At 40.6% G+C, this 25372-nt stretch carries 18 protein-coding genes and 1 pseudogene; 5 read left to right on the forward strand and 14 right to left on the reverse strand.

Annotated features, from left to right (window positions below; all coding sequences use genetic code 11):
- A partial coding sequence (locus tag F602_RS11140) for a Cna B-type domain-containing protein (protein WP_051070651.1) occupies positions 1-5471 on the reverse strand: 5471 nt, incomplete at its 3' end.
- Between the two features lie 537 nt (positions 5472-6008).
- Positions 6009-6740, reverse strand: coding sequence for a peroxide stress protein YaaA (yaaA, locus tag F602_RS0100830; protein ID WP_018166076.1), 732 nt, complete (start codon positions 6738-6740; stop codon positions 6009-6011).
- A gap of 95 nt (positions 6741-6835) precedes the next feature.
- On the opposite strand from yaaA, the gene F602_RS0100835 reads away from it, so the two are divergent.
- The 4 genes from F602_RS0100835 (at position 6836) to F602_RS0100850 (ending at position 10246) form a co-directional block, all read left to right on the forward strand.
- Positions 6836-7267 carry a DUF1836 domain-containing protein gene (locus F602_RS0100835; RefSeq protein ID WP_018166077.1) on the forward strand — a complete coding sequence of 144 codons (432 nt, stop codon included), beginning with the start codon at positions 6836-6838 and terminating at the stop codon, positions 7265-7267.
- A 1-nt stretch (position 7268) separates the two neighbouring features.
- Positions 7269-7919, forward strand: coding sequence for a PAQR family membrane homeostasis protein TrhA (gene trhA / locus F602_RS0100840; protein WP_018166078.1), 651 nt, complete (start codon positions 7269-7271; stop codon positions 7917-7919).
- 222 nt (positions 7920-8141) lie between these two features.
- Positions 8142-8960, forward strand: coding sequence for a Cof-type HAD-IIB family hydrolase (locus F602_RS0100845; protein ID WP_018166079.1), 819 nt, complete (start codon positions 8142-8144; stop codon positions 8958-8960).
- A 26-nt stretch (positions 8961-8986) separates the two neighbouring features.
- Entirely contained in the window at positions 8987-10246 is a 1260-nt protein-coding gene (locus F602_RS0100850) for an aminotransferase-like domain-containing protein (protein WP_018166080.1), read from the forward strand.
- 200 nt (positions 10247-10446) lie between these two features.
- Here F602_RS0100850 and F602_RS0100855 read toward each other — a convergent pair whose 3' ends face one another.
- The 3 genes from F602_RS0100855 to F602_RS0100865 all read right to left on the reverse strand — a co-directional run bounded on the left by F602_RS0100855 (position 10447) and on the right by F602_RS0100865 (position 14911).
- Positions 10447-12180, reverse strand: coding sequence for an ABC transporter ATP-binding protein (locus tag F602_RS0100855; RefSeq protein WP_018166081.1), 1734 nt, complete (start codon positions 12178-12180; stop codon positions 10447-10449).
- Positions 12177-13934, reverse strand: a complete 1758-nt coding sequence (locus tag F602_RS0100860; protein WP_018166082.1) for an ABC transporter ATP-binding protein — start codon at positions 13932-13934, stop codon at positions 12177-12179. Before F602_RS0100860 ends, F602_RS0100855 begins: the two co-directional genes overlap by 4 nt.
- Positions 13935-14062: 128 nt before the next feature.
- Positions 14063-14911, reverse strand: coding sequence for a DegV family protein (locus tag F602_RS0100865; RefSeq protein WP_018166083.1), 849 nt, complete (start codon positions 14909-14911; stop codon positions 14063-14065).
- Positions 14912-15101: 190 nt separating this feature from the next.
- Here F602_RS0100865 and F602_RS11145 point away from each other — a divergent pair, with 190 nt between their 5' ends.
- A complete protein-coding gene (locus F602_RS11145; protein ID WP_018166084.1) occupies positions 15102-15503 on the forward strand; it encodes a TetR/AcrR family transcriptional regulator in 402 nt (133 codons plus the stop codon).
- Positions 15504-15563: 60 nt separating this feature from the next.
- On the opposite strand, the gene dexB is transcribed toward F602_RS11145, so the two are convergent.
- The 9 genes and pseudogenes from dexB to F602_RS10965 all read right to left on the reverse strand — a co-directional run bounded on the left by dexB (position 15564) and on the right by F602_RS10965 (position 25312).
- A complete protein-coding gene (gene dexB, locus F602_RS0100875; protein WP_018166085.1) occupies positions 15564-17171 on the reverse strand; it encodes a glucan 1,6-alpha-glucosidase DexB in 1608 nt (535 codons plus the stop codon).
- Positions 17172-17530: 359 nt separating this feature from the next.
- Positions 17531-18313: a pyrroline-5-carboxylate reductase gene (gene proC / locus F602_RS0100880; protein ID WP_018166086.1), complete on the reverse strand. Its 783-nt coding sequence runs from the start codon at positions 18311-18313 to the stop codon at positions 17531-17533.
- Between the two features lie 9 nt (positions 18314-18322).
- Complete coding sequence (locus tag F602_RS0100885; RefSeq protein WP_018166087.1) at positions 18323-19567, reverse strand: glutamate-5-semialdehyde dehydrogenase; 1245 nt, start codon at positions 19565-19567, stop codon at positions 18323-18325.
- Positions 19568-19578: 11 nt separating this feature from the next.
- Positions 19579-20655 (reverse strand): glutamate 5-kinase, encoded by a 1077-nt coding sequence (gene proB, locus F602_RS0100890; RefSeq protein ID WP_018166088.1) that lies wholly within the window; start codon positions 20653-20655, stop codon positions 19579-19581.
- Positions 20656-20762: 107 nt separating this feature from the next.
- Positions 20763-23237, reverse strand: coding sequence for a bifunctional DnaQ family exonuclease/ATP-dependent helicase (locus F602_RS0100895; protein WP_018166089.1), 2475 nt, complete (start codon positions 23235-23237; stop codon positions 20763-20765).
- A 178-nt stretch (positions 23238-23415) separates the two neighbouring features.
- Positions 23416-23970: a putative immunity protein gene (locus F602_RS0100900; RefSeq protein ID WP_018166090.1), complete on the reverse strand. Its 555-nt coding sequence runs from the start codon at positions 23968-23970 to the stop codon at positions 23416-23418.
- A gap of 11 nt (positions 23971-23981) precedes the next feature.
- Complete coding sequence (locus F602_RS0100905; protein WP_018166091.1) at positions 23982-24311, reverse strand: TfoX/Sxy family protein; 330 nt, start codon at positions 24309-24311, stop codon at positions 23982-23984.
- 48 nt (positions 24312-24359) lie between these two features.
- Entirely contained in the window at positions 24360-24962 is a 603-nt protein-coding gene (locus tag F602_RS0100910) for an alpha/beta hydrolase family protein (protein WP_018166092.1), read from the reverse strand.
- 121 nt (positions 24963-25083) lie between these two features.
- Positions 25084-25312 (reverse strand): annotated as a pseudogene (locus tag F602_RS10965) (helix-turn-helix domain-containing protein).
- Positions 25313-25372 lie beyond the last annotated feature (60 nt).

Raw genomic sequence — 25372 nt, forward strand, 5'->3', positions numbered from 1 at the left:
ACCAACTTGCCATCCTTGTATTCAACAGCGTTGCTGTTGGTCTCAAGGACGGTTACTGTACCGTCATAGTTTACTTGGAATGTAATATCTGTGACTGCAACGTAACCATTTGGTGCAGCTTCTTCATGGAAGACATACTTACCAGGTTTCAAGTCAATAATCTTAGACTTGCCAGCTTCAGAAGTCCATTCTGCAACTTGGTTCTTCTGTTCATCAAAGATTTGAATCTTCGCACCAGCGATTTCTTCACCACCAAGGTTGACTTTAGAGAAAGTAATCTTACGTGGCAGGTCGTCGGTCTTATCAGTAATCGTGATTTTAGCTCCATCAGTAACTACTGTGTTGGATTCACCTTTAGCATCTTTCTCACCGATGTTGGTCACGGTAACGGTGCCATCGTAGTTGACCTTGAAGGTAATGTCTGTCACTTTGAGGAGTCCTTCTGGTGCTGCCTCTTCGTGGAAGACATAGGTACCTGGAGCCAAGTTCAACTCTTTTGGTGTTGTGCCTGAAGTCCATTTCTCTACTGGAGTACCTGTTACGGTGTCTCCTGCGTAGATTTCAACTTCTGCACCTTCCACTTCGTCTCCACCAAGATTCACTTTAGAGAAGGTAATCTTACGTGGTAAGTCATCCGTCTTATCGGTAATGGTGATTTTCGCACCATCAGTAACGACGGTATTGGATTCACCTTTGGCATCTTTCTCACCGATGTTGGTCACGGTGACAGTGCCATCGTAGTTGACCTTGAAGGTAATATCTGTCACTTTGAGGAGACCTTCTGGTGCTGCCTCTTCGTGGAAGACATAGGTACCTGGAGCCAAGTCCAGCTCTTTTGGTGTGGTGCCTGAAGTCCATTTCTCTACTGGAGCGCCAGTGATGGTGTCGCCCTTGTAGATTTCAACTTCTGCACCTTCCACTTCATCTCCACCAAGGTTCACTTTAGAGAAGGTGATTTTCTTAGGTGACTCGTCGTATTTGTCTGTAATCACTAGTTTGCCATTTCTGTACTCAACTGTATTGCTATTCGCATCAAGGACAGTGACAGTACCGTTATAGTTGACTTGGAAAGTGATATCAGTTACAGCTACGTACCCATTTGGTGCAGCTTCTTCATGGAAGACGTACTTACCAACTGGAAGGCTTAGTTCGTGAGATTGACCTTCTACAGAAGTCCATTCAGCAACTGAAGTACCCGTAGCAACGGTACCCTTATAGATTTTAATCTTAGCGCCAGCGATTTCTTGGCCACCAAGATTCACCTTACTAAAGGTTACATTCTTCTCTACAGGGGTGTGACTATTTGTAATCGTAAATCCTGTAGCAGCATCGCCGGTAATGGTTTTGCTGTAGTCAGCTGGAACAACTTCTTCATCAACTGTATAGTTAACTTTTACACCATTCTTATAGACATCGAGATTGGTGAATTCGTGGCTCCACATACCCAGAGGGCCTGCAGTAATAACCTTACGGTCAATTTCAAGACCATTTGCTTTTAATATAACTGTGATTTGGAGCGGTCGAATACCATCTTGGTTGTTGGCATCTTGCCATACTTTCTGGACCGCAACTTTTGTCTTCTCTGGTGTACGCTTATTTTTAACAGTGAAGCCATCAATAACAGGAGCGTTGTATTCTGGAACCTGATCTTCTTGAATGGTGTAGACAATCTCTCTTCCATCCTTAAATTTCGGAAGATTGCTAAAGGTATGTCTCCAGCCATTGGCTTCTGTTATTTGAGCGGTTTGAATCTTAGTTCCATCTGCATAGAGATGAACAGTAACTTCTGATGGACGTTTCCCGTCTTGGTTATTGTTATCATCCCATTCCTTGGTCACTTCGATTTCTTTTCGACCGTCATATGTATTGGTTACTTGTAAGCCATTTTCTTCCTTCAAGTAATCCTGAGGAGTTGCTTCATGACCATTTGCATCTACTTCTTTTACAAAGAAGGTGTATGGTTTATTGTTCAAATCCTTAGCGTAAACATTTTCCCAAGCTACTGAGGTTGTTCCAGGTGCTAAGGTCATAATAGAAGCATTTGGTACTGGCTCAAGTGGGCCACCCTCAACCTGACGGAATAGCTTGAACCATGTTGTTGGAACAGCTAAACCAGGTCCAATATTCTTCCAAATCTTGGTTGCTTCTACTCGAGTCTTAGGACGTTCGTTCGCAACATAGATTTTTCCACCCGTAATCGGATACTGGCTAGTATTAGTTGGTGTTTCAAGGATGGTGAAACTAATTGGTTGCTCTAGCGGAAGATAGCCTGTTGGAGTATTCACCTCTGTCAGGAGATAGGTCCGTCCATCTGCCCAGAGTACCCATCCCAAATCTGTTTGGTTTCCTTCGATAAGGAAGCTACCATCAGCCTTGGTAGTAAAGGTTACTACTTGTCCATTTTTATCCTTCACATCTTCCACAACACCATTTTTCGAATAGGACAACTTGAATGTTACTCCAGGAATAACTTTACTGAATTCATCCTTATCGTGTTTGATAATGGTGATACTTGGATTAGATGCACTTCCGGATCCAGAAGATGCAATATGAACAGACTCAGAGACAACTTTCCTGTATTGACCCATGGAAACTGCATTTGCAAAGGAGACATTTCCAGAGCCTAGTACATGTGCGCTATAAACAATCCGGACTTCTTGTCCATCTGGTATGTTGTTGAACGTGATGGTGTTTGTTTTGGCATCAAAACCATAGTCCAAGGTATATGGACCTTTGGTTACTTGAATCGTTTCTGGGAGTAAACGAAGAACATTGGATAACTCATCTTTTGCTGTATAGGTATTTGAGTCTGAGAACAAATCTGCTGCTTCTTCATTCAAAATCAATTCGAAAGTCGCAACATAGCTATTGGCATTGGATGGAACTTGTATCAACTTTTTATCTAACTTTGGATTGTAGTTGTAAATAGTTGATACATTCTCAGATCTTAAACCATTCCAGCTGGCAATATTGTTTAGGACTTTTCCTTGATTGTTCTCATTTTGGAAAGCCTCTTTATTGAGTTTCTCAAGAGTTTGCGCATCCTTGACAATCAAATCATAAGTCAAACGATATGTTGTGTAATAATTGCCATTGTTTTTCGGTAGATTTGTCAGGGTAAAATTGACACCTTTTGCGGTTACCTGCGGAGTAACTGTACCATTTGTATCAAATTCATCCCCTTCAGCATTGCGACCCTTAATTTCAAGAGTGCCTGCTTGATAGTATTTGAGATAATCAACATCAAACTCATCTGTGATCACTTGACCATCTAGAGGGTTTGTGAATTCCAATTCATAACTGAATACAGGATATTGAACACCACCTATATCAACTCGCTTGAAATCTTTATAGGTCTTTTTCAATGTTTGCTTCTTAGGTGTGATGGAAGCATTCATACTGAATAAAGATGTTCCCAATCTCAATGAAGCATTGTTCCTATGAACTGGAGGAATCTCACTGCTTGCAGTACTATAGCCAGACTGATGCGCTAACTCAAGCCAATCCTGATTGATGGTTGATTTAAGAAGAATAACAATTTCACGACGTTGGCCATTTGGATTCGGCAAGAGTCCTGGTTTTTTCTTCTCGGCATCTTGGAAAAACTCAATATATGGACCTCTATATTGGCCATCTGTACGCATTGTTAACGTATAAGTTTCGCCCTGAAGAAGACCTTGGAACTCTATGTCAAGTGGGTCATCATGATATTTCACACCTTTATAATCAACATAAGGGAGGTCATCCGTTACCCTAACTGGCATATCATATCCTTCGCCACGTACTGGAACTGTTATTTTCCACAAGGCTTCTGTAGAAGTATAACTAACAATTTCTTTTTTGGGTTTTAAGTCTTCCCCAATACCAATATCAATGATTTTATTAGGTGTAGTGACACGTTTGCCGATGCTGATGTTATTATTAAAGTTGAAGTTACCAATAGCTCCCGTAATGTCGGCAATGGTGGTCGTCGTTATGACATACATGGCTTTACCATCTTCAACTGGAGGAGTGTATTCCCATTTCCAGATTTGACCATCAGCTCTTCTTGCTACAGTCAGTTGATTCCAAGAAAGATTTCTAACTTCTTGTGCTCCACCCTCCTTGGTAACGTTGATAACAATTCCATCACCTGTGAAATGAACTTTTTCAGATGGAGATACATAGTCAATGATTTTTTTACCACCAACTGTCATTAAACGATCTTTATTGATGGTTGCTGTCCATACAACCTTGTACTTGTTGGGATCGCTCGGTAGTTTTTCAGGAACAGTACCAGTTTTAGTAATACTATCGAATTCAACTCTTACAGGTTTCTCAACTGTCTTAGGAGTAGGATTCTCTTTACTTTGCACAGAAGCGAAATTGTTTACCTCTTCTGGTAAGCCTGTCCTGGTAATATCATTATAATTGATGTCAGCACTGTAAGTTATGGTTAAGATTTCACCATGCTGTAGTGATAAATTCGAAAGGGTAAACTTCTTACCTGCATAGACAGGAGAAACGTTCAATTTACCGCTGATACTAGAGGTCACTTCAACGTTATTATTTGGCGTCAAAGCTGTACCCTTGATTTCATCTGTGATGACAACTTCAGAGTTATTTCCTTCGGAAGTAACCTTTAAGGTATATTTTGCCTTGCCTTCAGACTTCACATGCTCTGCTTCTTTTGTGATAGACAAACTAGAAGTCTGATCGAAAGTAAATTTTTTCTTGATGGAAGAACCAAAATTAATTTCTGTTACATCACCTGTAAAACGTCCACTAAAATCCAATTTAAACTTCACATTGGCCATGGCAGAAAGGCGATTAAATAGTTCTGGATTAGTCTTATTGAAATTGACAGTCAGAACATTATTTGTAACATTAAAGGTATTGCCATCCAAAGTGGCTGCACCTTGCGAATCTTTAATATCAATACTAAAAGTATTATTAACATCTGCTAACTTGAACCCAGCAGGAACCGTATACGTCAGTGGTTGGTCATTAACCATCTGCAGAGTTTCTTTCTCAGCAAATTGAAGGCTGATGGTATACTCACCATTTGGTCTTACAATATAGTTCCCTTCTGAGTCTGTTGGTGCATCTACAGTCGCATCCGCTAGTAAGTCACTTAAGTTTGTAGTGGTTGGAACAGAGCGAACTGCATTACGGAAAACTGATCTCGGTTGAACAGCTGGTTTTGATTCCGTAGTTGTAGATTCAGTTGCTGTACTAGTATCTTCCCGTCCGGCCGGTTGAGGTGCTTCTGTTATGGTAGTAGCTTCCGTCGCCGGAGGAGAGGAGATAATCGGTGGAATTTCAGGACCATTTTCAGCCTCTTTCGTCGTTGTTCCACTCTCTGTCGTCGCTTGCTCTTCGGAAGTTGCGGTTGTTTGATCAAAGGCTTCCGAATAAACAGTTGGTGAAACAGTTAACAAAGGTGAAAAGGCTAAGAAAAAGGCCAGAAAAGCCGTGAATATTTTCTTCATTCAAATTCTCCTTTTCTTTCTGTAGCCTATCTATTTTAAAAAAGACTAAAAGTTCCCCTCGTATCTAACTTTTCATTTTAAAATACAGGCTACAATATTCTATTTTGAGGGATTTCTTAAAGAAATAAACAATGAACCAACTAAAAGGCTCATCTTTCTTGCAATATATCCTCTGCCTCCTTCCGTCTTGCTACTATGGTTTTCAGTTTGTCTTCTAAAACCAAAAGTAGTCACCATGATTGTTCACCGAATAACCTATCCTAAATTAAATATGATTGGAATGGAGCGTTTCCGTTTTTATAGAAAACGCTATTTTTTTCTTGAGTGAACGATTTGTCGGAAAATTTCGAATCAAAAATAATTTGTTTTTTTATAAATTACTCCAATTATTTTAGACCTTAAATAATTTGCCGGCTCATCATTATTGTAGCATATACTCATATGCTAAGTCAAATAATTTTGCCTATATTTTATAAAGTAAAAGAGCAGCTTTTTTTCTTCCGATAACACAAAAAAAGTCTGGTCTTACAACCAAACTCAAGAGACTTGACGAACAAAAACCATCTCTTTTTCCTTAGACAATTCCTCTCGGAAATAAAATCCGTCGACCTGTAGAGTTCTAAGCTCTTCTAAACTTTGAACATTGTTTCTAGCCATCTCGGACACAAGTAGACCACGGCCTTTTTTTGAAATCGTCGAATGAAGCTTGAGCTGCCCACCCGTTTCTTCCATAAAAGTTATGTTTATCATTCGCTTTTGGATAGAAGGTGAAAAAACAGCTTCAAACTCAGAAGAGAGTAGGGAAATAATCAGCTCATCATCCTGAACCAATTGATCATATTGACTTCGCCAATATTGCTTGAGACTTTTCGAACCAATCTTCAAAGAAGCCTGAAAATCCAAGCGATGAGGGGCAATACTTTCAAAGACAGAGATGGCTCCATAAAAACTCGTTGTAATGAAAACATGCTGTTTCAAATAATCTACTTCTGCTTCTGATAAGTCGCGTCGACTCATATAACGATACATCAGACCGTCATAAAGTAGCCACGCAGGATAAAGTCTAGCCTGTTTTTGAGTGATACGTTGCCAGCGGTCCAATTCTAGCTCTGCTTTATCTAGTTTCATTTTATATAAATTGGCTAGCTCTTGCACTGTCATCTGATTCAATACAGAAAGAACCTCTTGACTAGCCTTAGGCAGACTATGAAAGGATTGACTGTCTAGATTTGTATTGAGTTCTTTAGCATTTGGAATTAAAATCTTCATATTCTCATTTTACCACATCGCCTTTGTAGTTGACAAAACTTTAACAAGATGCTATCATCTAGTTATCAAAACTAGATTAAAAGGTGGTTCAGACTATGTCTATGCCTAAATGGGAAAATATCCCTTCTCTCGAACTCTATTTAGACCAGGTGCTCCTTTATGTCAATCAGGAAACAGCTCCTATTCTAAGTAAAAATGAAAAGCTATTGACTGCCTCCATGGTCAATAATTATGTCAAACATGGTTATCTACCCAAACCTCTAAAAAAGAAATATGGTAGAAACCATATAGCTCGCTTGATTGTTCTAACTATCTGTAAGTCAGTCTTTTCTATTTCAGACATCGCTCAGATGATGGAGATACAGCAGCAAGAAACCGAGGGTGAGGTCCTTTATAACAATTTTATTGACTGTCTGGAAGGAAAGATCTTTCCTTATACACCTGACTTCATGATCAAAGGCTGTCAGGCCATTCGTTCTTATAAGGAGACTATGGACCTGATGGAACAATTAAAGGAGCTAAACTAACATGAGTGCAACTTTCAAACTATCCAAACAACTCTCTTTCGGAGAAGAAGTGGGCAATGCTGTCACCCATGCCGTTGCAGCCGTTGCTATGCTCATTCTCTTACCTTATACAGCTATTTACACCTATCATTTCCATGGTGCTCTGCAAGCTTTCGGATCTTCCGTTTTTGTCATCAGTCTTTTTCTGATGTTCCTATCCTCTGCTATATATCACTCCATGTCCTATGGTTCAACCCACAAATACATCTTACGAATCATTGATCACAGTATGATTTACATTGCCATTGCTGGTAGCTATACTCCTGTAGTGTTAACAATTATGAATAACTGGGTGGGCTATGTGATTCTCATCATCCAATGGGGAACGACCGTATTTGGGATTCTTTATAAAATCTTTGCCAAAACAGTGAATGAAACATTCAGTCTTATTCTTTATCTGGTCATGGGCTGGTTGGTAGTCTTTATTTTCCCTGCTATTGTACGCTATACTGGTTTAGCATTTTGGTTACTGATGCTAGCAGGAGGCCTTTCTTACACTATTGGTGCACTCTTTTATGCCAAGAAAAAACCTTATTTCCACATGATTTGGCACCTCTTCATCATCTTAGCTAGTGCCTTGCAGTATATAGCCATCATTTTTTATATGAACTAAAGTCTGGGGAAGTCATTTCCCAGACTTATTTTTTGATGCTAAAAAGTATCTTTGGCTCAGGGAATTCTTCCAAATATACAGGCTAAATGAATGAACGGTTAAAGTCCAACTTTTGTCTGAAGCTATGGTATTTTCTTCATCCTTGTCATAGGGGGTAAAATGGGATACAATGAATGATAGAAAAGAAACTGTCCCCAGACAGTTGAGAAAGTGAGAAAGCGGATGATAAAACTAATTGCCATTGATATGGATGGTACACTTTTAAATGATAAAAAAGAGATTTCAACTGAGAATAAAACTATTTTACAGGAAGCTGCTCATGCAGGTATCAAAATCGTTCTTTGTACTGGTCGTCCTAAATCTGGTATCATTCCCTATTTTGAGCAGTTACATTTATCAGATGAAGAGTATGTTATCGGCAATAATGGCTGTTTCACGATGACTAGTAAAGATTGGCAATTTCTTCGTTTAGAAGGCATTGCGATGGAGCACTTAGAAGCCCTAGAGGCCTTGCTAGTAGACTTCCCCCAGCTCAATCTAGTCCTCTTCACAACGGATGCTAATTATATTCTAGGTCAGGATATCAATCCGCAGGCCAAGCATGATGCTGAGATTGAATTCTCTCAGATTTTTCACACTGATTTGGCTAGCTTCAAAGAAAAAAATATCCCTGTTCTGGTACCTATCTTTATGGGCGAACCCTCTATATTGGATCGCTTTCAGGAACGCTTTGAAAAACAACTCTCACAAGATTTTAATACCGTTCGTAGCTTAGATTATGCTTTTGAAGCCTTGCCTATAGGTGTCAGCAAAGCCAAGGCTTTGAAAGAATTGGCGCAAGATCTAGGCATTGAAGCTAAAGAAGTCATGGCCATCGGGGATGGCAACAACGACCTAGAAATGCTGCAATTTGCTGGATTGGCTGTCGCCATGGCTAATGCCAATGATACCGTCAAGAAAAAGGCAGATTATATAACAGGCAGCAATGAAGAATCTGGGGTTGCTAAAGCTATCTTGGACTATGCGTTAAAGAAGGGATAAGAATCCCTTTGAAGGAAATTTGTGCCATGAACAAATATAAAACCATTATCAACGATATTCTAAGCGGTATTGAAAAAGGACAGTATAAAAGAGGGCAAAAATTGCCCTCCATCCGCAAGCTTAGTGAAAAATATAAATGTAGCAAGGACACTGTCCAAAAAGCCATGTTAGAACTGAAGTGGCAGCATGCTATCTATGCTGTTGAAAAAAGTGGTTACTATATACTAGAAGACAAGATTTTTCAAGAAGAGACCCTCGAACTCAATCCTGAGGATTTCCAGCATCTACCCTATGAGGACTTCAGAACTTGTCTCAATGAAAGCCTAATTGGACGTGAAAACTATCTCTTTAACTATTACCACCAGCAGCAAGGTTTGGAAGACTTAATTGCCTCTACCCATCATCTCCTCATGAATTATGATGTCTATTGCAAACAGAACCAATTGGTCATCACTGCAGGCACCCAACAAGCCCTCTACATCCTGTCTAAGATGGATTTTGGTAGTGCTGGCAACAAGATTTTGCTGGAAAAACCTACCTATGATCGCATGCAGGCACTGGTAGAAAAACAAAATCTCCCTTCTGAAACTATTGACCGAGGCTTTTCAGGGCTTGATTTGACAGAATTAGAGGCTATTTTTCAGACAGGAAAAATCCGGTTTTTCTACACCATTCCTCGTCTGCACAATCCATTGGGAAGTTCTTACTCCTTAGAAGAAAAAAAGGAGATTATTCGTCTGGCTCAAAAGTATCAGGTTTATATCGTAGAAGATGATTATCTGGCTGATTTTGATTTTAGCCGAACTGTGCCCTTCCATTATCTAGACACAGAAAATCGCGTTATCTATCTCAAGTCCTTTACAACTACTCTTTTTCCAGCCTTACGTATCGGTTGTGTGGTTCTGCCCCCTTCTCTAGTTCAAACATTTCTAGAGGAAAAAAGCTTGATCGATTATGATACCAATCTGATTATGCAAAAAGCCCTATCCCTCTACATTGACAACGGTATGTTTGCTCGCAACACTCAACACTTGAGAAACTTACACACCCAACAGACAGAAAAGGTGAGGAGATTGGTGGAATCAGCCAATCTCACCTGTCCATATCAGATTAGTCGAGAAAAACTGATTATAAGATTAGAGCCAGAGCAGCTAACCACCTCTCTCAAACATAGCTTGATCCCCTTTGAACTCATTGAAACAGGAAAGTATCTGTACCTAATTGTCAACTACGATGAGAAGTTTGAGGAGTATTTAAAAAAGATTGTAGCATATATCAAAAGCTAGTGTGCATATGGTTTTCACACTAGCTTTTTATTTTTAAGAATGAGTGACCTAAATAGAAGCAATTGCAAGAAGAAATAGGATATTTGACCTTTTCTTTCACTCCAAAGTCTACTTAACCTAGATGAGTTCCATGCTAAACGCCAACAATGGGGTCATTTTGTAAAGTTATATCTACAACCGTACTCTCTTTTCGCCTCAGCTCAGTTGAGCATGCCTGATTGTAGTTGGTACATTTTTTGATAAGTCCCTTTTTGGGATAACAATTGATCATGGTTGCCAGATTCGATGATGCGCCCCTTCTCAAGAACATAGATGCAGTCTGCATCTTGGATAGTAGACAGGCGATGAGCAATGGCGATAGTGGTCCGACCCTGACGCATTTTCTTTAGGGAACGTTGAATCACTTCTTCGGTCTCCGAATCAATATTTGCCGTTGCCTCGTCTAAAATTAAGATTTTGGGCTTGGCCGCAACTGTTCTGGCAAAGGCAATCAACTGGCGTTGACCGGATGAAAATGTGGAGCCCCGCTCGGTTACAGTCTGATCATAGCCATTTGGTAACCTCGAAATAAAACCATCCGCATCAACAAATGTTGCCGCAGCAACGACATCTTCTCTTGTTAAGTTCTCTTGATACATCTTGATATTGGAGTCCACCGTACCATGAAAGAGAAAGGGATCTTGCAATACTAGGCCAATAGCTTGACGTAGAGCCGATTGGCTATAATTTCGAATATCCACTCCATCAATCAAAATCTGTCCACGGTCAAATTCATAGAAGCGCATAAAAAGATTAATAATAGAAGATTTCCCAGAACCCGTATGTCCCACAAAGGCAATGGTTTCTCCCGAGTTCACACTAAAAGAAATATCTTTCAAGACATCTGTTTCTCCATCATAGGAAAAACTGACATTCTTAAATTCAATATTGCCCAGAGTCACTTCCTGATTGGAGATCGCTTGTCTAGGTTCGTAGTCTTTTCGGTCCATCATGGCAAAAACCCGCTCAGCGGAGACCATAGAAGTCTGCAGGGTCGCAAAGTTTTGGGTTACTTCAATCAAGGGGTCAAAAAGCTGGTTACTGTACTGGATAAAGGCATACATAAGACCTGCTGTAAAACTTGCTGACTGCCAATTAAGTCCAAAGAAGGTTAACATCACTGCATAGGCCAATACCTTTAGAACTGACATAGCTGGTCTCAAAAAGAGCGAGTTAATATTGACCGACCGGTTTGCATACTTCAGATGTTCTTGATTAATAGCTTCAAACTCATCTATCAAGCGCTCCTCCTGACGGAAGGCCTGAATAATGCGCATACCTTCAATGGATTCGGACAGTTTAACGTTGATATCACTGAGCTTGCTTCTGGTCATCATGACTAGATGATTGGAGAGTTTCCGATAAAGCCAAATCGAACCCCAGATAATGGGCAGAAATGGCAAAATAAACAACGTCAGCTGCCAATTCAACTGGAGCATTGTCACAAGAGTAGCCATAAATACAAAAAAGGAGGCAATAAAACTGGAAAATACGGTACCAAACATATCCGCTACTGCCTGACTATCATTGGTAATCCGTGAAACAATGGACCCTGCGGGGGTTTTGTCAAAATAAGCCATCCCAAGACTCTGAATAGTGGCAAAGGTTTCCTGCCGCATATCTCTGACAATGCTATAGGCTACCCGAGAAAAAGTGTAGCTTCCCAAATAAGTAAAAAGAACTCGTAGCAAAAAAAGGAAATAGTAACCAACCAAGAGGAGCAAGCCTGACTGGCCTACTTGCTGGGACACGAAATGGTCGATATAATAGCGTGCCACTAGCGGAATAGCAGTCCGAATCACTGTCGTTAGGAGGATGAAAAAAAGAGCCAACAAAGTCCACCACTTATAGCGAAAAAGGTAGCTTATGAGCCGCTTTAAAACAGATTTTTTCATGAGGTACCTCCTTCTAGACTGGCTGTCAGGCATTCCGTTAATTGTTGGGATTGATAGGTGTCATAGTACCACCCAGCCTGTGCCATCAATTCCTTGTGGGTTCCTCTCTCCTTGATACTGCCATTTTCCATAACCAAAATTAAGTCTGCATGGACAATAGCCGAGAGACGGTGGGCAGTTATAATCGTCGTTTTCCCATAGCGCTCATTTTTCAGATTTTCGACGATATGATGCTCCGTTTTGGCGTCCACAGCTGAGAGTGAATCATCCAAAATCAAAATATCTGGATTAGCTGCCAGAGCCCGACTCATGGCAAGTCGCTGCTTCTGTCCCCCAGATAAGGAAACCCCTCGCTCTCCAATAATGGTATCAAATCCCTGAGGCATAGCTACAATATCCTCATAGATACCACAAAGATGGGCTGCCTTTTCGACTAAGGCATCCGATAAATCAGGGTTGGCAAAGCGAATATTGTCTCGAATAGACATAGCAAATAGAATCTGATCCTGAGGCACATAGCCCATCAAACCGCGCAAATCTCGCAAACGATACTTACGAATATCCTGCCCATCAAGGGAAATAAACCCTGAGGTCACATCTCTCTCCCGCAGAAGGAGTTTGAGCAAGGTTGTTTTTCCAGAGCCAGTCGGACCAACAATACCCAAGGTTTCCCCTTTTTTAAGAGAAAAATAAATGCGAGACAAGGTCTCTTGATCCTCATATGAAAAGCTGTCGATAGCATAGCTCAAATCACCATTGTTGATAGTAGGCAGAGGATTCTCAGATTCTACAATATCAGATTTATGAGCCAATAAGGTATCAATCCGCTCATAGGAAACAGCTCCCCGTTGGATGACATTGAAAAGAAAACCCATAGCTTGCAAGGGCCAAACTAACATATCTAAATAGGTGATGAACGTTACCAACTCTCCAATGGTTAATTCGCCATTGGAGATAAAGAGGCCCCCCATGATTAGGGTCAAAACATAGGAAAGTCCAACAAAGGTAATGGTCACAGGATCAAAGAGGGCATTGAATTTAGCAGCTTCCATGTTTTTATCAAAGACCTCTTGATTGGTTTGGGTAAAAGCCACTACCTCTGCAGCCTGATACCCAAAGGATTTGGTCACCTTGATGCCCGAAACAGCTTCCTGTACATGGTTGTTGAGTTTTGAAAAAGCCTCCTGCGAAGACTTGAAAGCCGTGTGATTCCGACGCCCTAAAGCACTGGTAGCCATAGTCATAAAAGGCAAAGGTAAAATGGCTATCAAGGTCAATCTCCAATCTAACACAACAAACATCGTGAAGAGGGTGACAATCGCTGTGATAGAGGCATCCACCGCAGACATCACACCCCCGCCTGCTGTCATGACCAAAGCATTGATATCATTGGTGGCATGAGCCATCAGATCCCCTGTCCGAAAACGTTGAAAAAAAGAAGGAGACATCTTGGTAAAATGCTCAAAAAGTTGGAAACGCAAAATTCGCCCTAAATGATTAGCTGTCCCAAAGATATACATTCGCCAGATGTAGCGCAGACCATACATAGCAAATCCTGAGAGGACCAGATAGAGGATATTGATAAACAAGTCTGGGGTCGTCAACTCTTGACTGGCAATCTTATCAATAACCTGCCCTATCACACGGGGTGGAATTAAATTAAAAACACTGACCAAACCGAGTGCCAAAATGCCCACCAGATAACGCCGTTTTTCTAGCTTAAAAAACCAACCTAGTTTTTTTAATAGATACATCTTATCTCCTTTAAATCAGTCTTTCTATTATATCCCTCTAAACCATAATTTGCAAGGCTAGATTTCTTTTTCGAGGGGACAGCAACATAAAAGAACTGGTCAACAAACCAGTTCTTCTATATATCAGATTATCCAATCTCATAGCCCATCAACAGACCATTTTCTTCTGCATAAAAGCTACAAAGACCAGATGTTGGAATCAACTCAATATCTGCCTGCGGATAAGTCGCTAGAACCAATTCTGAGAATTGTTGGCAGAACTTATCATTATTACGATGAGCGATGACAATCCGACCACCAGCATAGCCAGCCTTTTGGAGTTCTTCAAATGCTGCTGTCAGGGATTTTTTATGCCCACGCGCTTTTTGCAGCAACTCGAGCGTACCTTGACTACTAGCTTCTCCCACCATACGGATGTTAAGCAGACCGACCACTGTTCCCAGTAATTTGCTCAAGCGACCATTCTTGACCAAATTATCTACCTTAGCCAGAACAAAGAGTAACTTCGTCTTCTGTTGGTAAGCGGTGATACTCTCTACAACTTGGTCAAAATCCAGACCTTTTGCAATCAAGCGATTGAGCTCTGAAACCAACAAATCCATTTCCCCTCCAGCTGACAAGCTATCAATCAGGTGGATATTAACATGCGGATGTTCCTCCAAAACCAACTCTTTGGCTACACGAGCACTATTAAAACTACCCGACAAAGTACCGGTTAGAGTCAATACAATAACATTGTCTGCTCCTTCGTAAGCAGCAGCATAGGCTTGTGGACTCGGACAGGCAGAGGTCGCAGCCTTGCTGGAAGTAGACATCGCATCCATCATGTAATCAATATCTAAGGTTGCATCATCCACATAGTCCGTTCCATCTATCTGAATAGAAAGGGGTACAGATTGAAAGAGTGTATCCGGCGCAAGATTTGTTAGTTCTTTATAGTCGCAGCCAGAATCAGCTACAATTTTCCATTTGGTCATTTTAGTTCCATCTTTCTAGTCAACAAAGGCTTTTTATTGACAAGGGCAATATCTTCTTTTACAATGATTATAACATGAAACTAAGTCTAATAGCCTGACCTAGACTTCGGATGTCACACTGAGTCAACTTGGATGAAGTTATTGTAACGTGAGCCACTGAAACCTACCTGCTATGAGAAAAGGAGAACACATGACCAAGAGAAATATTTCCCCTAAATCCTTGAAAAACCTCTACCAATCTAATCAGGAAGCAAATCAGCTCACTCGAGAATCCATTGAAACAGCTCTGCTTCATCTAATGGAAAAAAAGGAATTGCCACAGATTTCTATTTCCGAGTTGGTCAAAAAAGCTGGAGTGTCACGCAATGCCTTTTACCGCAACTACAAGTCCAAGGAGGAAATCTTGGAGTTGGCCTATGAACGAGCTTCTCAGCAGTGGATGCACAAATGGCAAGACTTGCAAGACAAGGTCCATAAAAATGGTATTCCCCAAACTTTTTCCGACTTTCTCCATCATCAAAAGGATAAGGTGACAGACAACCCTTCCTTGGCCAACCTGAGCCAATGGTGGAAGGATAAAACTGGACGCTAGTAGTTAAATACAAAACGATTGGACAATATCCAATCGTTTTTTGTTGTATTTAGAACTGAATCACAGGACGACACAAAAGGCATCCCAAGCTTGCAATTGTTTATTTTCTAGGACTGCTGATTCCTCTGTGTTACTGATGATGGTCTCTTTCCAGTGCAAATCCAACTCAAATGGTTGTGGTTCATCGGAAAGGTTTACGACAATAAGATAGGTTTTATCACCAGTAGACCTCTGATAGGCAAAGACTTTTTCTGCTGTCTCTAGGAGTTTAAAATCAGCATCAACCAACCAATCTTCTTCCTTACGGAGAGCAATTAATTTTTGATAGGTATAGAAGATTGATTCAGAATGGCTAAGCGCTGCTTCAACATTGATTTCCTGATGATTCGGATGGATAGGCAACCAGGTCTTAGTTGCATTTGAAAATCCAGCTTGTAACCCTGCATCCCACTGCATCGGAGTTCTAGCATTGTCACGTCCAATCTTGCGGATACTATCCATGATAGACTCCATGGACTGCCCCTCTTCAAGAGCTTCCTTGGCATAGTTGATAGACTCAATATCCTCAACCTGACTCAAATCCGCAAAAGGATAATTGGTCATACCAATTTCTTCTCCCTGATAGACATAAGGTGTTCCCCTCATCAGATGGAGCAAAATAGCCAGAGCCTTAGCTGATTTTTCGCGATAACTACCTGTATTTCCCCAACTAGATAGAACGCGTGGTAGGTCATGGTTGTTCCAGAAGAGAGAGTTCCAGCCTTGACCTAATTCCAATTCTGTCTGCCATTTGGTGAAGATAGCCTTGAGGGCAGGCACATCCAGTTCCTCAGCATAATCCCATTTAGGAGCATCTGGTTTGAAGAGAAGGCCAATGTGTTCGAATTGGAAGACCATGGATAATTCTTGGTTTTCTGGATTTGAATACTGTTTGGCAATTTCAGGAGTCGCTCCCCAAGTCTCTCCCACTGTCAGTAAATCTTTATCTAGCAGGCTAGCCTGGTGCATTTCTTTTAAATAATCATGCAACTTAGGACCATTTCCTGTAATTTCCTGATCAGGTTTTTTCCCAATCAAGTCAATAACATCCATCCGGAAACCGGCTACTCCCTTATCAATCCAGCGATTCATCATATCGTAAATTGATTGACGAAGCTCTTCATTTTCCCAGTTAAGATCTGGTTGTTTTTTGCTAAATAGATGGAGATAGTACTGACCTGACAAGTCATCATATTGCCAAGCAGAACCAGAAAAAGCAGAGGTTAAGCCATTTGGTTGGTCACGCCAAATATAATAATCACGTTTGGGACTATCCGGATAGTCACGAGCCTCTATAAACCAGGCATGCTCGTCTGAGGTATGGTTGACCACTAAGTCCATGATGATGCGAATACCTCGCTTCTTAGCCTGAACTAAGAGTTCTTCCATATCAGCCATGTCCCCAAAAATATCCGCAATTGCTTCATAATCTGAAATATCATAACCATTGTCATCCATTGGGGACTGGTAAACGGGGGAGAGCCAGATAGCAGTAATCCCTAATTTTTGAAGATAGTCTAATTTGCTGATAATCCCTTTCAAATCACCAATTCCATCCCCATTTGAATCCATAAAAGACTTGGGATAGATTTGATAAATGGTTGCCTTATGCCACCAGTGTTTCTGCATGATTGCATCCTTTCTTCTTTTCAAATACAGTGATAAAGCTCCAAAATATGGAGCTTTTCATTAGGAGGTTATTTTATTGGCACCAGTATAGCAAACGATTTCATAAGCTTCAATAGGTAACTTGTTCAAATCTACTGTGCAAGGTGCACAAGCTTAAAAAGTAACTACTTGGACTTGATAGAATTGAAGGCGAAACAATCAATCTCTCTTCTTATGCTATCAGTTATTTTAGCCCCCTCTACTTCTCAAAAGCCTTTCGAAATTTTTACAAGATATCTCCTAACCAATGCCGAAAAAACCTTCCCCTATCGTATTCGGACTAGATTATTTGCCAAAAAAGGACCTGACGGTCCTATTTTTTATTGTCCTAATTCTTTGGTCCGCTCCAGGGCCTGTTTGACCCCTTGGATGGTGGCTGACTGGAAGCCGGCCTGGGTCAAGGCCACCAGACCAGCAATGGTCGAGCCTCCTGGCGAGGTAACCTGGTCCCTCAACTGGGCAGGGTGCTGGTCACTTTCCAGTACCATTTGTGCAGATCCAAGGACCGTCTGACTGGCCAAGGTTTGAGCATCCTTCGCAGTTAGTCCATTTTGGATACCTGCACTGGTCAAGGCTTGGATAAACTCGTAGACAAAAGCGGGACCACAACCTGCAATAGCCGTAGCAGCATCCATCAAATTCTCTGGTAATTGTTTGACTTGACCAGAATGAGCCATTAAATCCATAAAGATACGAGCATTCTCCTCATTACAGGTAGCAAATGTGGTCATACCTTGCCCGACAGATACAGGGGTATTGGGCATCATGCGGACAAGCTTATCCTCTGATACATAGACGGATAATTGTCTCAGAGTGATTCCTGCTGCCATGGAAATCCAAATAGCAGAGGGATTTGCAGCTATCTCAGTCTGTAACTGAGACAAGATATCTGCCACCAAGTGGGGCTTAAGGCCCAGAAAGACGACCTGGGCCTGGCTGGCAATCTCCTGATTGTTAACAACTTGGCCCTTGAAAATTTCCTGTAAGCTAATTGCTTTTTCATAGTTGTAATTACTCAATAATAGCTCATGATCTCCTGATTTGACAACTGCCTGTAAGATTGCAGTTCCCATATTTCCAAGTCCAATAAATCCAATTTTCATACAATCTCCTTAATTCCGAACCTGTCCATCACCTGTGATGATGTACTTATAGGTTGTCATTTCACGTAACCCCATCGGACCCCGAGCATGCATTTTTTGAGTAGAAATTCCTAGTTCACAACCCAGTCCAAACTGGCCTCCGTCGGTAAAGCGAGTTGACACATTGACATAAACTGCTGCCGAATCCACATGCTGGGTAAAGTAGTCTGCTGCCTGCTGGTTTTCCGTGACGATGGCATCACTGTGGCCGGTTGAATGTTGACCAATGTGGGCCACTGCTTCCGCCACATCCTTGACGATTTTGACAGCCAAGATATAGTCTAAAAATTCCGTATCAAAGTCCAGGTCCCCTGCTGGTAGGGCCTCTTTGAGGTAGGTCATGGCAGCTACATCAGCCCGCAACTCCACCTTACCTGCCAAAGCAGACTCTAGTGCTGGCAAAAATAGATCTGCGATTGCTTCATGAACCAAGAGAACCTCTTGTGAATTACAAACAGATGGTCTGCTAGTTTTTGCATTGAGGACGATAGAGACCGCCTTGTCCAGATTCGCATCCTTGTCTACATAGACATGGCAGATACCTGTGCCTGTCTCAATAACAGGTACAATCGCATTTTCAACAACTGCTTGGATTAGTCCTGCACCACCACGCGGTACCAAAAGGTCAATCTTACCCTTTGCAGTCATCATCTCGGTAGCAGAAGCCCGACTAGTATCTTGAACCAATTCAACGACTTCGGGGGCGATGCCTGCTTGACTCAGACCCGACTTGAGGGCTGTTACAATGGCTTGCGAAGAATGAAAGGCTTCCTTACCGCCACGCAAGATAACCGCATTGCCACTCTTAATAGCCAGAGCTGCTGCATCCGAGGTCACATTAGGCCGACTTTCATAAATCATCCCAATCAGTCCAAAGGGAATAGTGCGCTTACGAATAACCATTCCATTGGGTGCTATCGTCTCCTCCAAAACCAAACCGACTGGATCGGGCAAGTTAATCAAGCTCCGAATCCCTGTAGCCATGTCTTGAACTCGCTCTGGAGTCAACAGTAAACGATCTAGCATCACCGTCGAAATAGATGACTGTTTAGCTGCCTTCATATCTAGCGCATTGGCTGCCAAAATCAAGTCTTGTTGGATTTCCAACTGATGAGCCATAGCTTCCAATGCTTGATTTTTCTGCTCAGTCGAAGCCAGGTTGATCGTAGACTTGTGTGTCAACAAAGAATCTAATAATACCTGTGTCGATGTCATACGCTTCCTCCTTAAAGTGTTACCCAGTCATTGCGGTGAATAAAAATCCCTTCAAGCTGGCCTGCCAAACACATAGCCTGCAAATCAGCTGAAGAAATTTTGGCACGTCCCTTGCCTATCAAACGATGGTCTTTTTGACTGTAAACAGCGACGATACTCCCCGCATCAAATTCGCCCTCTATCAGCCGAATTCCTGCAGCTAGCAAACTTCTTCCCTGCTCCAGCATAGCTTTTTCTGCACCGGTATCAATTTCCACTAGCGAGTCTGTTCTAGCATAAAAGGCCATCCACTGCTTCTTCTGATTCATAGCATGGGTATCCGCTAAAAAAAGAGTGCCACGATTTACTTGCTGAACAGCCTGAAGCAAAGCCACATCTTTCTTAGAGGAACAAATAAAGACTGGTACCCCTGACTTGGTCGCAATTTGGGCAGCCTGCAACTTGGTCATCATTCCTCCAGTTCCATTTGCAGAACCTGCACCCGCTGCCATTTCAAACAAATCTTCTGTAATAAACTCGATTCTATCCAAATGCTTGGCATCTGGATTGGTATTGGGATTATCCGTGTAGAGGCCGTCCACATCTGTCAGCAAAACCAACAAATCAGCCTTGAGAAGAGAGGCAACCTGAGCAGATAGGGTGTCGTTGTCCCCCACCTTAATCTCTTCGATAGCAATAGTATCATTTTCATTGATAATGGGGATAGCCCGCTGACGCAGAAGAACCTTCAGAGCTTGGGAGGCGTTTTGATAGCGTCTAGCATCCGCAAAATCGTCCTGAGTCAGAAGAACCTGAGCCGATACGATACCATCTTTCATAAGATTTTGAGTATATTCTTCAATCAAAAGACCTTGACCAACCGCTGCACTAGCCTGTTTTTCTGCAATTTTAGTCGGTCTTTTCTCAAAACCGAGACGGCGAAAACCTGCTGCTATGGAGCCTGATGTGACGAGTACAATATTGTGGCCTTGTTGATGCAGTTGAGCTAATTGGTTAGTAATTCTTGCAATCTTGATTCGATCTAGGCTACCATTCTCTTGGGTCAAAGAACTGGTTCCAACCTTAAAAACAAAGGTCTGCTCTTTCATAATGCTCCCTCTCTTCATTGAATCTTTCCCTAAAGTATATCATAATTATGCAGTTTAGACCATTTTAAAAGAATGACCGTGGTCATTCTTTCTATTTTTATGCAAAATTAAGAGTGTTTACCAAAAAATTCCTTGACTTTTTCTAGCAAATCTTGTGAGCTAGTCATAGTCAGATAATATTCATCTTTCAAGAAACCCTTGATTTGGTGACTATAGCGTTTAGTTTGACTGCGCTTGTCCATGATAATAACTGCCGAAACCTGATGGTCCGTACGTCTGGTTCGCCCTATAGCTTGCTTGAGCTTGAGTAGCATGACTGGCAGATTAAAATCATAGAAAGGTTGTTTCCCTTCGCTCCTTAGGTAGTGATTGATCTTATGGACAAGCGGATCACGAGGATTGTCAAAAGGAAGACGAGGAATAACCTGAATCATCTGGTTTTGACTAGCAAAATCAACACCCTCCCAGAAGGCTCCTGTTCCTAATAAAATCAAACTTTCTCCCCGTTCAAAACGCTTCTTGATAACCATTTCATCCCCATCTCGGTATTGAGCTAAATGCTCCACATCCTCTTCATCCAAGATGGTAGAAACAGCTACTAAAAGAGCTCTTGAGGTAAAGAGAACCAAGATTGGTTTCCCCAACATACTCCACTCCTGCAAGCTTAGTGCAATCCATTGGGCTTGGTCAGTTAGGTTCATTTCAACCAAATCAGGTAAGTCAGATAGGAGAAAAATCTCCTGTTGGTCACTTTTTTGACTAGGAAGTTCATCCATGGTCACCTCTGTAAAGCCTAGTAAATCTGCTAAGTGAACGCGCTTGTTAATCTCCAGTGTAGCAGAGATACAGAAGGTTTTTGTACGAGGTAAAAGCGATGCCAAATCTAGCAAGTCCATCTGACTAGCCCTCAAATGATAACCAGACTCTCCATCTATTACTTCCTCTTCCAACCAAAAATGATCATAAAAGCCCAAGAACCAACTCAACTCCTGCAAACTGCCATCTAGATTGTCTACTTCCTGTAAATTTTGCTTTAATTGGTCTAAATCCTGAGCAGATAATTCCCTCACGCCAAGATGCTGATAGTTGGAAATCAACTGCTGTAACTCAAAGAAACTACTTTCAAAGAGCCGCTGCTCCAAGAGATTTTCCGCCCTATCCTTTCTACTCTGCAAGTTCTGTAAAAGGGGTTGAATAGCTAAACTCTGACTGGCTAAAGATTCGGCGGTAAGCAATAATTTTTGAGCCTCGTCAATGACCAAAATCCGCTGGTCTACCAAATAGTTTTGGTCCTTTAGATGATGGATCAAGTAAGCATGGTTAGTCAGTACCACCCTACTAGCCTGAGCCTTGGAATGTAAACGACGCCAAAAATCCCATTCAGAAAAAAGAGAGTCTGGCGTGATGGAGCCATCGTGTTGCAATTCATCAAAATAAGGCTGGTAGCGTTGCTTAAACTTAAGTTCATCCATGTCTCCTGTCTGAGTCTCACAAAGCCAAACCAAGATCTGCATCTTATGACGATTGAGCAGGCGGTTGCCATCTTCTCGCTGGAGTGTTTTCCAAAAGGTTTCCAACTTGATAAAGTGTCTGGATGATTTTATCGATTGGATAGAGAGGTGAAAATTCTCTGCTAATTTTTTCCCTTCTTTCTCCATAATCTGCTGTTGCAAGATTAGGGTAGGCACAGAAACTAAGAGTGGCTGAGTGCTTTCCGATAGGAGAGGCACAAGGTAACCATAAGTCTTACCAATCCCAGATTGAGCTTGGATAAAGTGGACTTGTTTCTCATCATACAAACGTTCCTTGACCAGATTGGCAAACATTTTTTGAGGCTTACGCTCTTCTAGATCGAGCTGAGCCAGATTTTCTGAAAAATCCTGAGATAAAGCCCGCATTTTTTTTGGCTTTATTTCCTTTCTCAGCATCAGACCTTGAACTTTCTGGTAGTCCTCTCCACTATAGTCAGACATAGTAGCGTAAATCTCGTCAATCACTAGCCGACTTTCAAAAATCAGATGATCTGCAAACTCCAAAATATGTCCCACCGTCTGTTTAGGGAGACAAGCAATTTTCTCTTGAATTTTAAACAGTAACTGAGCGGTGGCCATTGCATCTGAAATAGCAGTGTGGGCCTGCTTCAAATCTAAGCCTAAATCCTCAGCCAAATTACCCAAGCTGTATTTCTCCAGAGTTGGGAAAAAGAGCTGAGCCAACTCCACCGTATCCACACGCGGAGTATGAAGATCAAAGCCTTCAAAAAAAAGATTTTCTGCCAATAAATTTCCATCAAATTTGACATTATGGGCCACAAAAATAGCATCCTCTATCAAATGGTAGATTTCTTCAGCTACCTGACTAAAATCAGGTGCCTTTTGCAAACGCTTGTTACTAATACCTGTTAGGAGCTGAATTTGCGGCGTCAAATCTTCATGTGGATTGACATCTTGTTCATAGGTCTTTAGAATCTGACCATCTTGAACAATTACAATTCCTACCTGAATAATTTTTGCATCGCTACCTGTTCCCGTAGCCTCTAGGTCCACAATGGCATAGCGATGTCCACTATTTTTCTCTGTCATACTGATTAAATTATATCATATTTCCAAATGATTTTTTGAAAAGGAAATATGCTTTTTTCTTTGTTTCCGCCATCTTATTCTCCTTTCTTGGCACCAAAAAAGGAAGTATCGGCTATTTGCTTTTACTTCCTCTTGGTGATTCTATTTAATTGTTTGACTTCTACAAACTGGGAGTTGTTTAAATATCATATTCCTTTATAATTTTATTCGCTAATTCAATTTGCCGATTTCTTTCTTCTTCGACTTTTAAATTATCATTAGGGAATAAAATATTAATAACTTTAATAGCATAATCAGATGATACAATAGCATGTCCTCTCATATGACCAGTTGCTATGGATTGTGCAAATACTCTTGCAGAATATTTACTTAAATCATTAATTGACATTTGTCCTAATTTATTCGCTAAAAATCCAGCGTTTCTCAGTTTATACGCACTTGATTTCCCGTCAATACGCATATTTAATACCGCTGTTGTTTCACATATGATTGATTCCTTTAACTCTTTATCACCAATCTCTATAAAAGATAAGAACGCTTGAGCATTTTCTAATGCCCATCTTGCTACATATTTGTGAGACATCTTATATAAAATCATCTCTAATTTGTATCTTTTCTCTGATGAATCATTTATTTTAATTTTGTACTTTGATGGTATTTCCCACTTTCCATCTTGAAATAAATTTTGTTCAAACTCATTCCATGAGAATTTTGAAGTATCTATAATTTTCACCTCCACAACTTCTAATTTGATTGTTTCTTTTTCTTCAGTTTTGGTGCAGGTAACTCATTATACATTGAATTGAATAAGCCGGTTAAAAATTCTTTGTTGTCAACATCATCTACCAATAACATTTCCTTTGCTCCATCATATGGTAACTCATACTTTGCATTTGGCATATATGCTATTGCAGACTTAATAGGCTTCACTAAAAACCTATCATCATAAATTCCACCAATAATTCTCCCGCGATAATAAACAATATATTCACCCATCATTGCTTTATATGTTATTTCTTCCAACTCAGATAGTTGTTCTAAAATAAAATCCAAATATTCTTTACTTGAAGCCATACCTTGCACCTCCACAACTTCTAATTTAACAGTACCTACAAACAAGAATTAAATATTCGCTTTGAACCAGTTGTCTAAAAAATCCATTTGTTCATCTGTATGAAACCAATGTTCCCCATCTCTCATTGTTGTTAGGTTTGAATTTATTTTATTTGCAAAATTTGTCATGGTATCTACTGACGTCATATTGTCGTTATCAGCAAAAAGAATATTTGTTGGTATATCCCAATGTATCGTATTCTTTCTAACATAACTCAAATATTCCCAAGATAGAGATTCACCAAAAGAAGTTTCAATTTCTTTTTTTAACTTGAGTTCATCTTCTGTTACATTCTCACATTTCATCATATCCAAAATTATTCTTTCCATATCAACAATAGGCGAAATCAGCATCGCTTTTTCAATAGGCATATCTGAAAAAGATATTAGCGAAAAATATGCCCCTATGCTATTAGCTATTAAATAAAATTTATGATATTTAGAAACAATGGAGCCGAAATAATTTATAAACTCGATTTTAGCATCCCACGGATTTAACGATTTATAATCAAATCCAATGATTTCAAAGTTATCGTCAAAAAATTGTTTATAATGATTAGCTTCTTCTGCATTACCACCCTTACCATGAACATATATAACGGCATTTTTCATTCAAATTTCCTCTACCAATTCCAATTTGTCAAATTCTCGTCCACCCCATTATATCACTTTCCCCCATATTTTGTTATTCAATCAAGTGGACTATTCATTCTTGTAACCACTATATTCTTTCTTAATTTTGCCCATCTTCTTCCTTTCCATAATTATCATCAAAGCTCATCACGTCATTAGGAGTGCATTCAAGTACATTGATATTCTCTCAAAGTTTTTGAATGTAATCGGCTTATTTTCCCCATTTGAGCCATAATATTGGTGATAAGTCCCGCCAATCTTATAACATCGACTTTCATAAGTTCCTTTTTTATAAGTTGTATCCATAACGGTTTATAATTAAGTGCCATAGTTCATTCTCTTATCTACATAAACTTTATCGATTATAACATATAAATTGAATAAACTTA

Source organism: Streptococcus minor DSM 17118 (assembly GCF_000377005.1).
In the GTDB taxonomy this organism is placed as follows: Bacteria; Bacillota; Bacilli; order Lactobacillales; family Streptococcaceae; genus Streptococcus; species Streptococcus minor.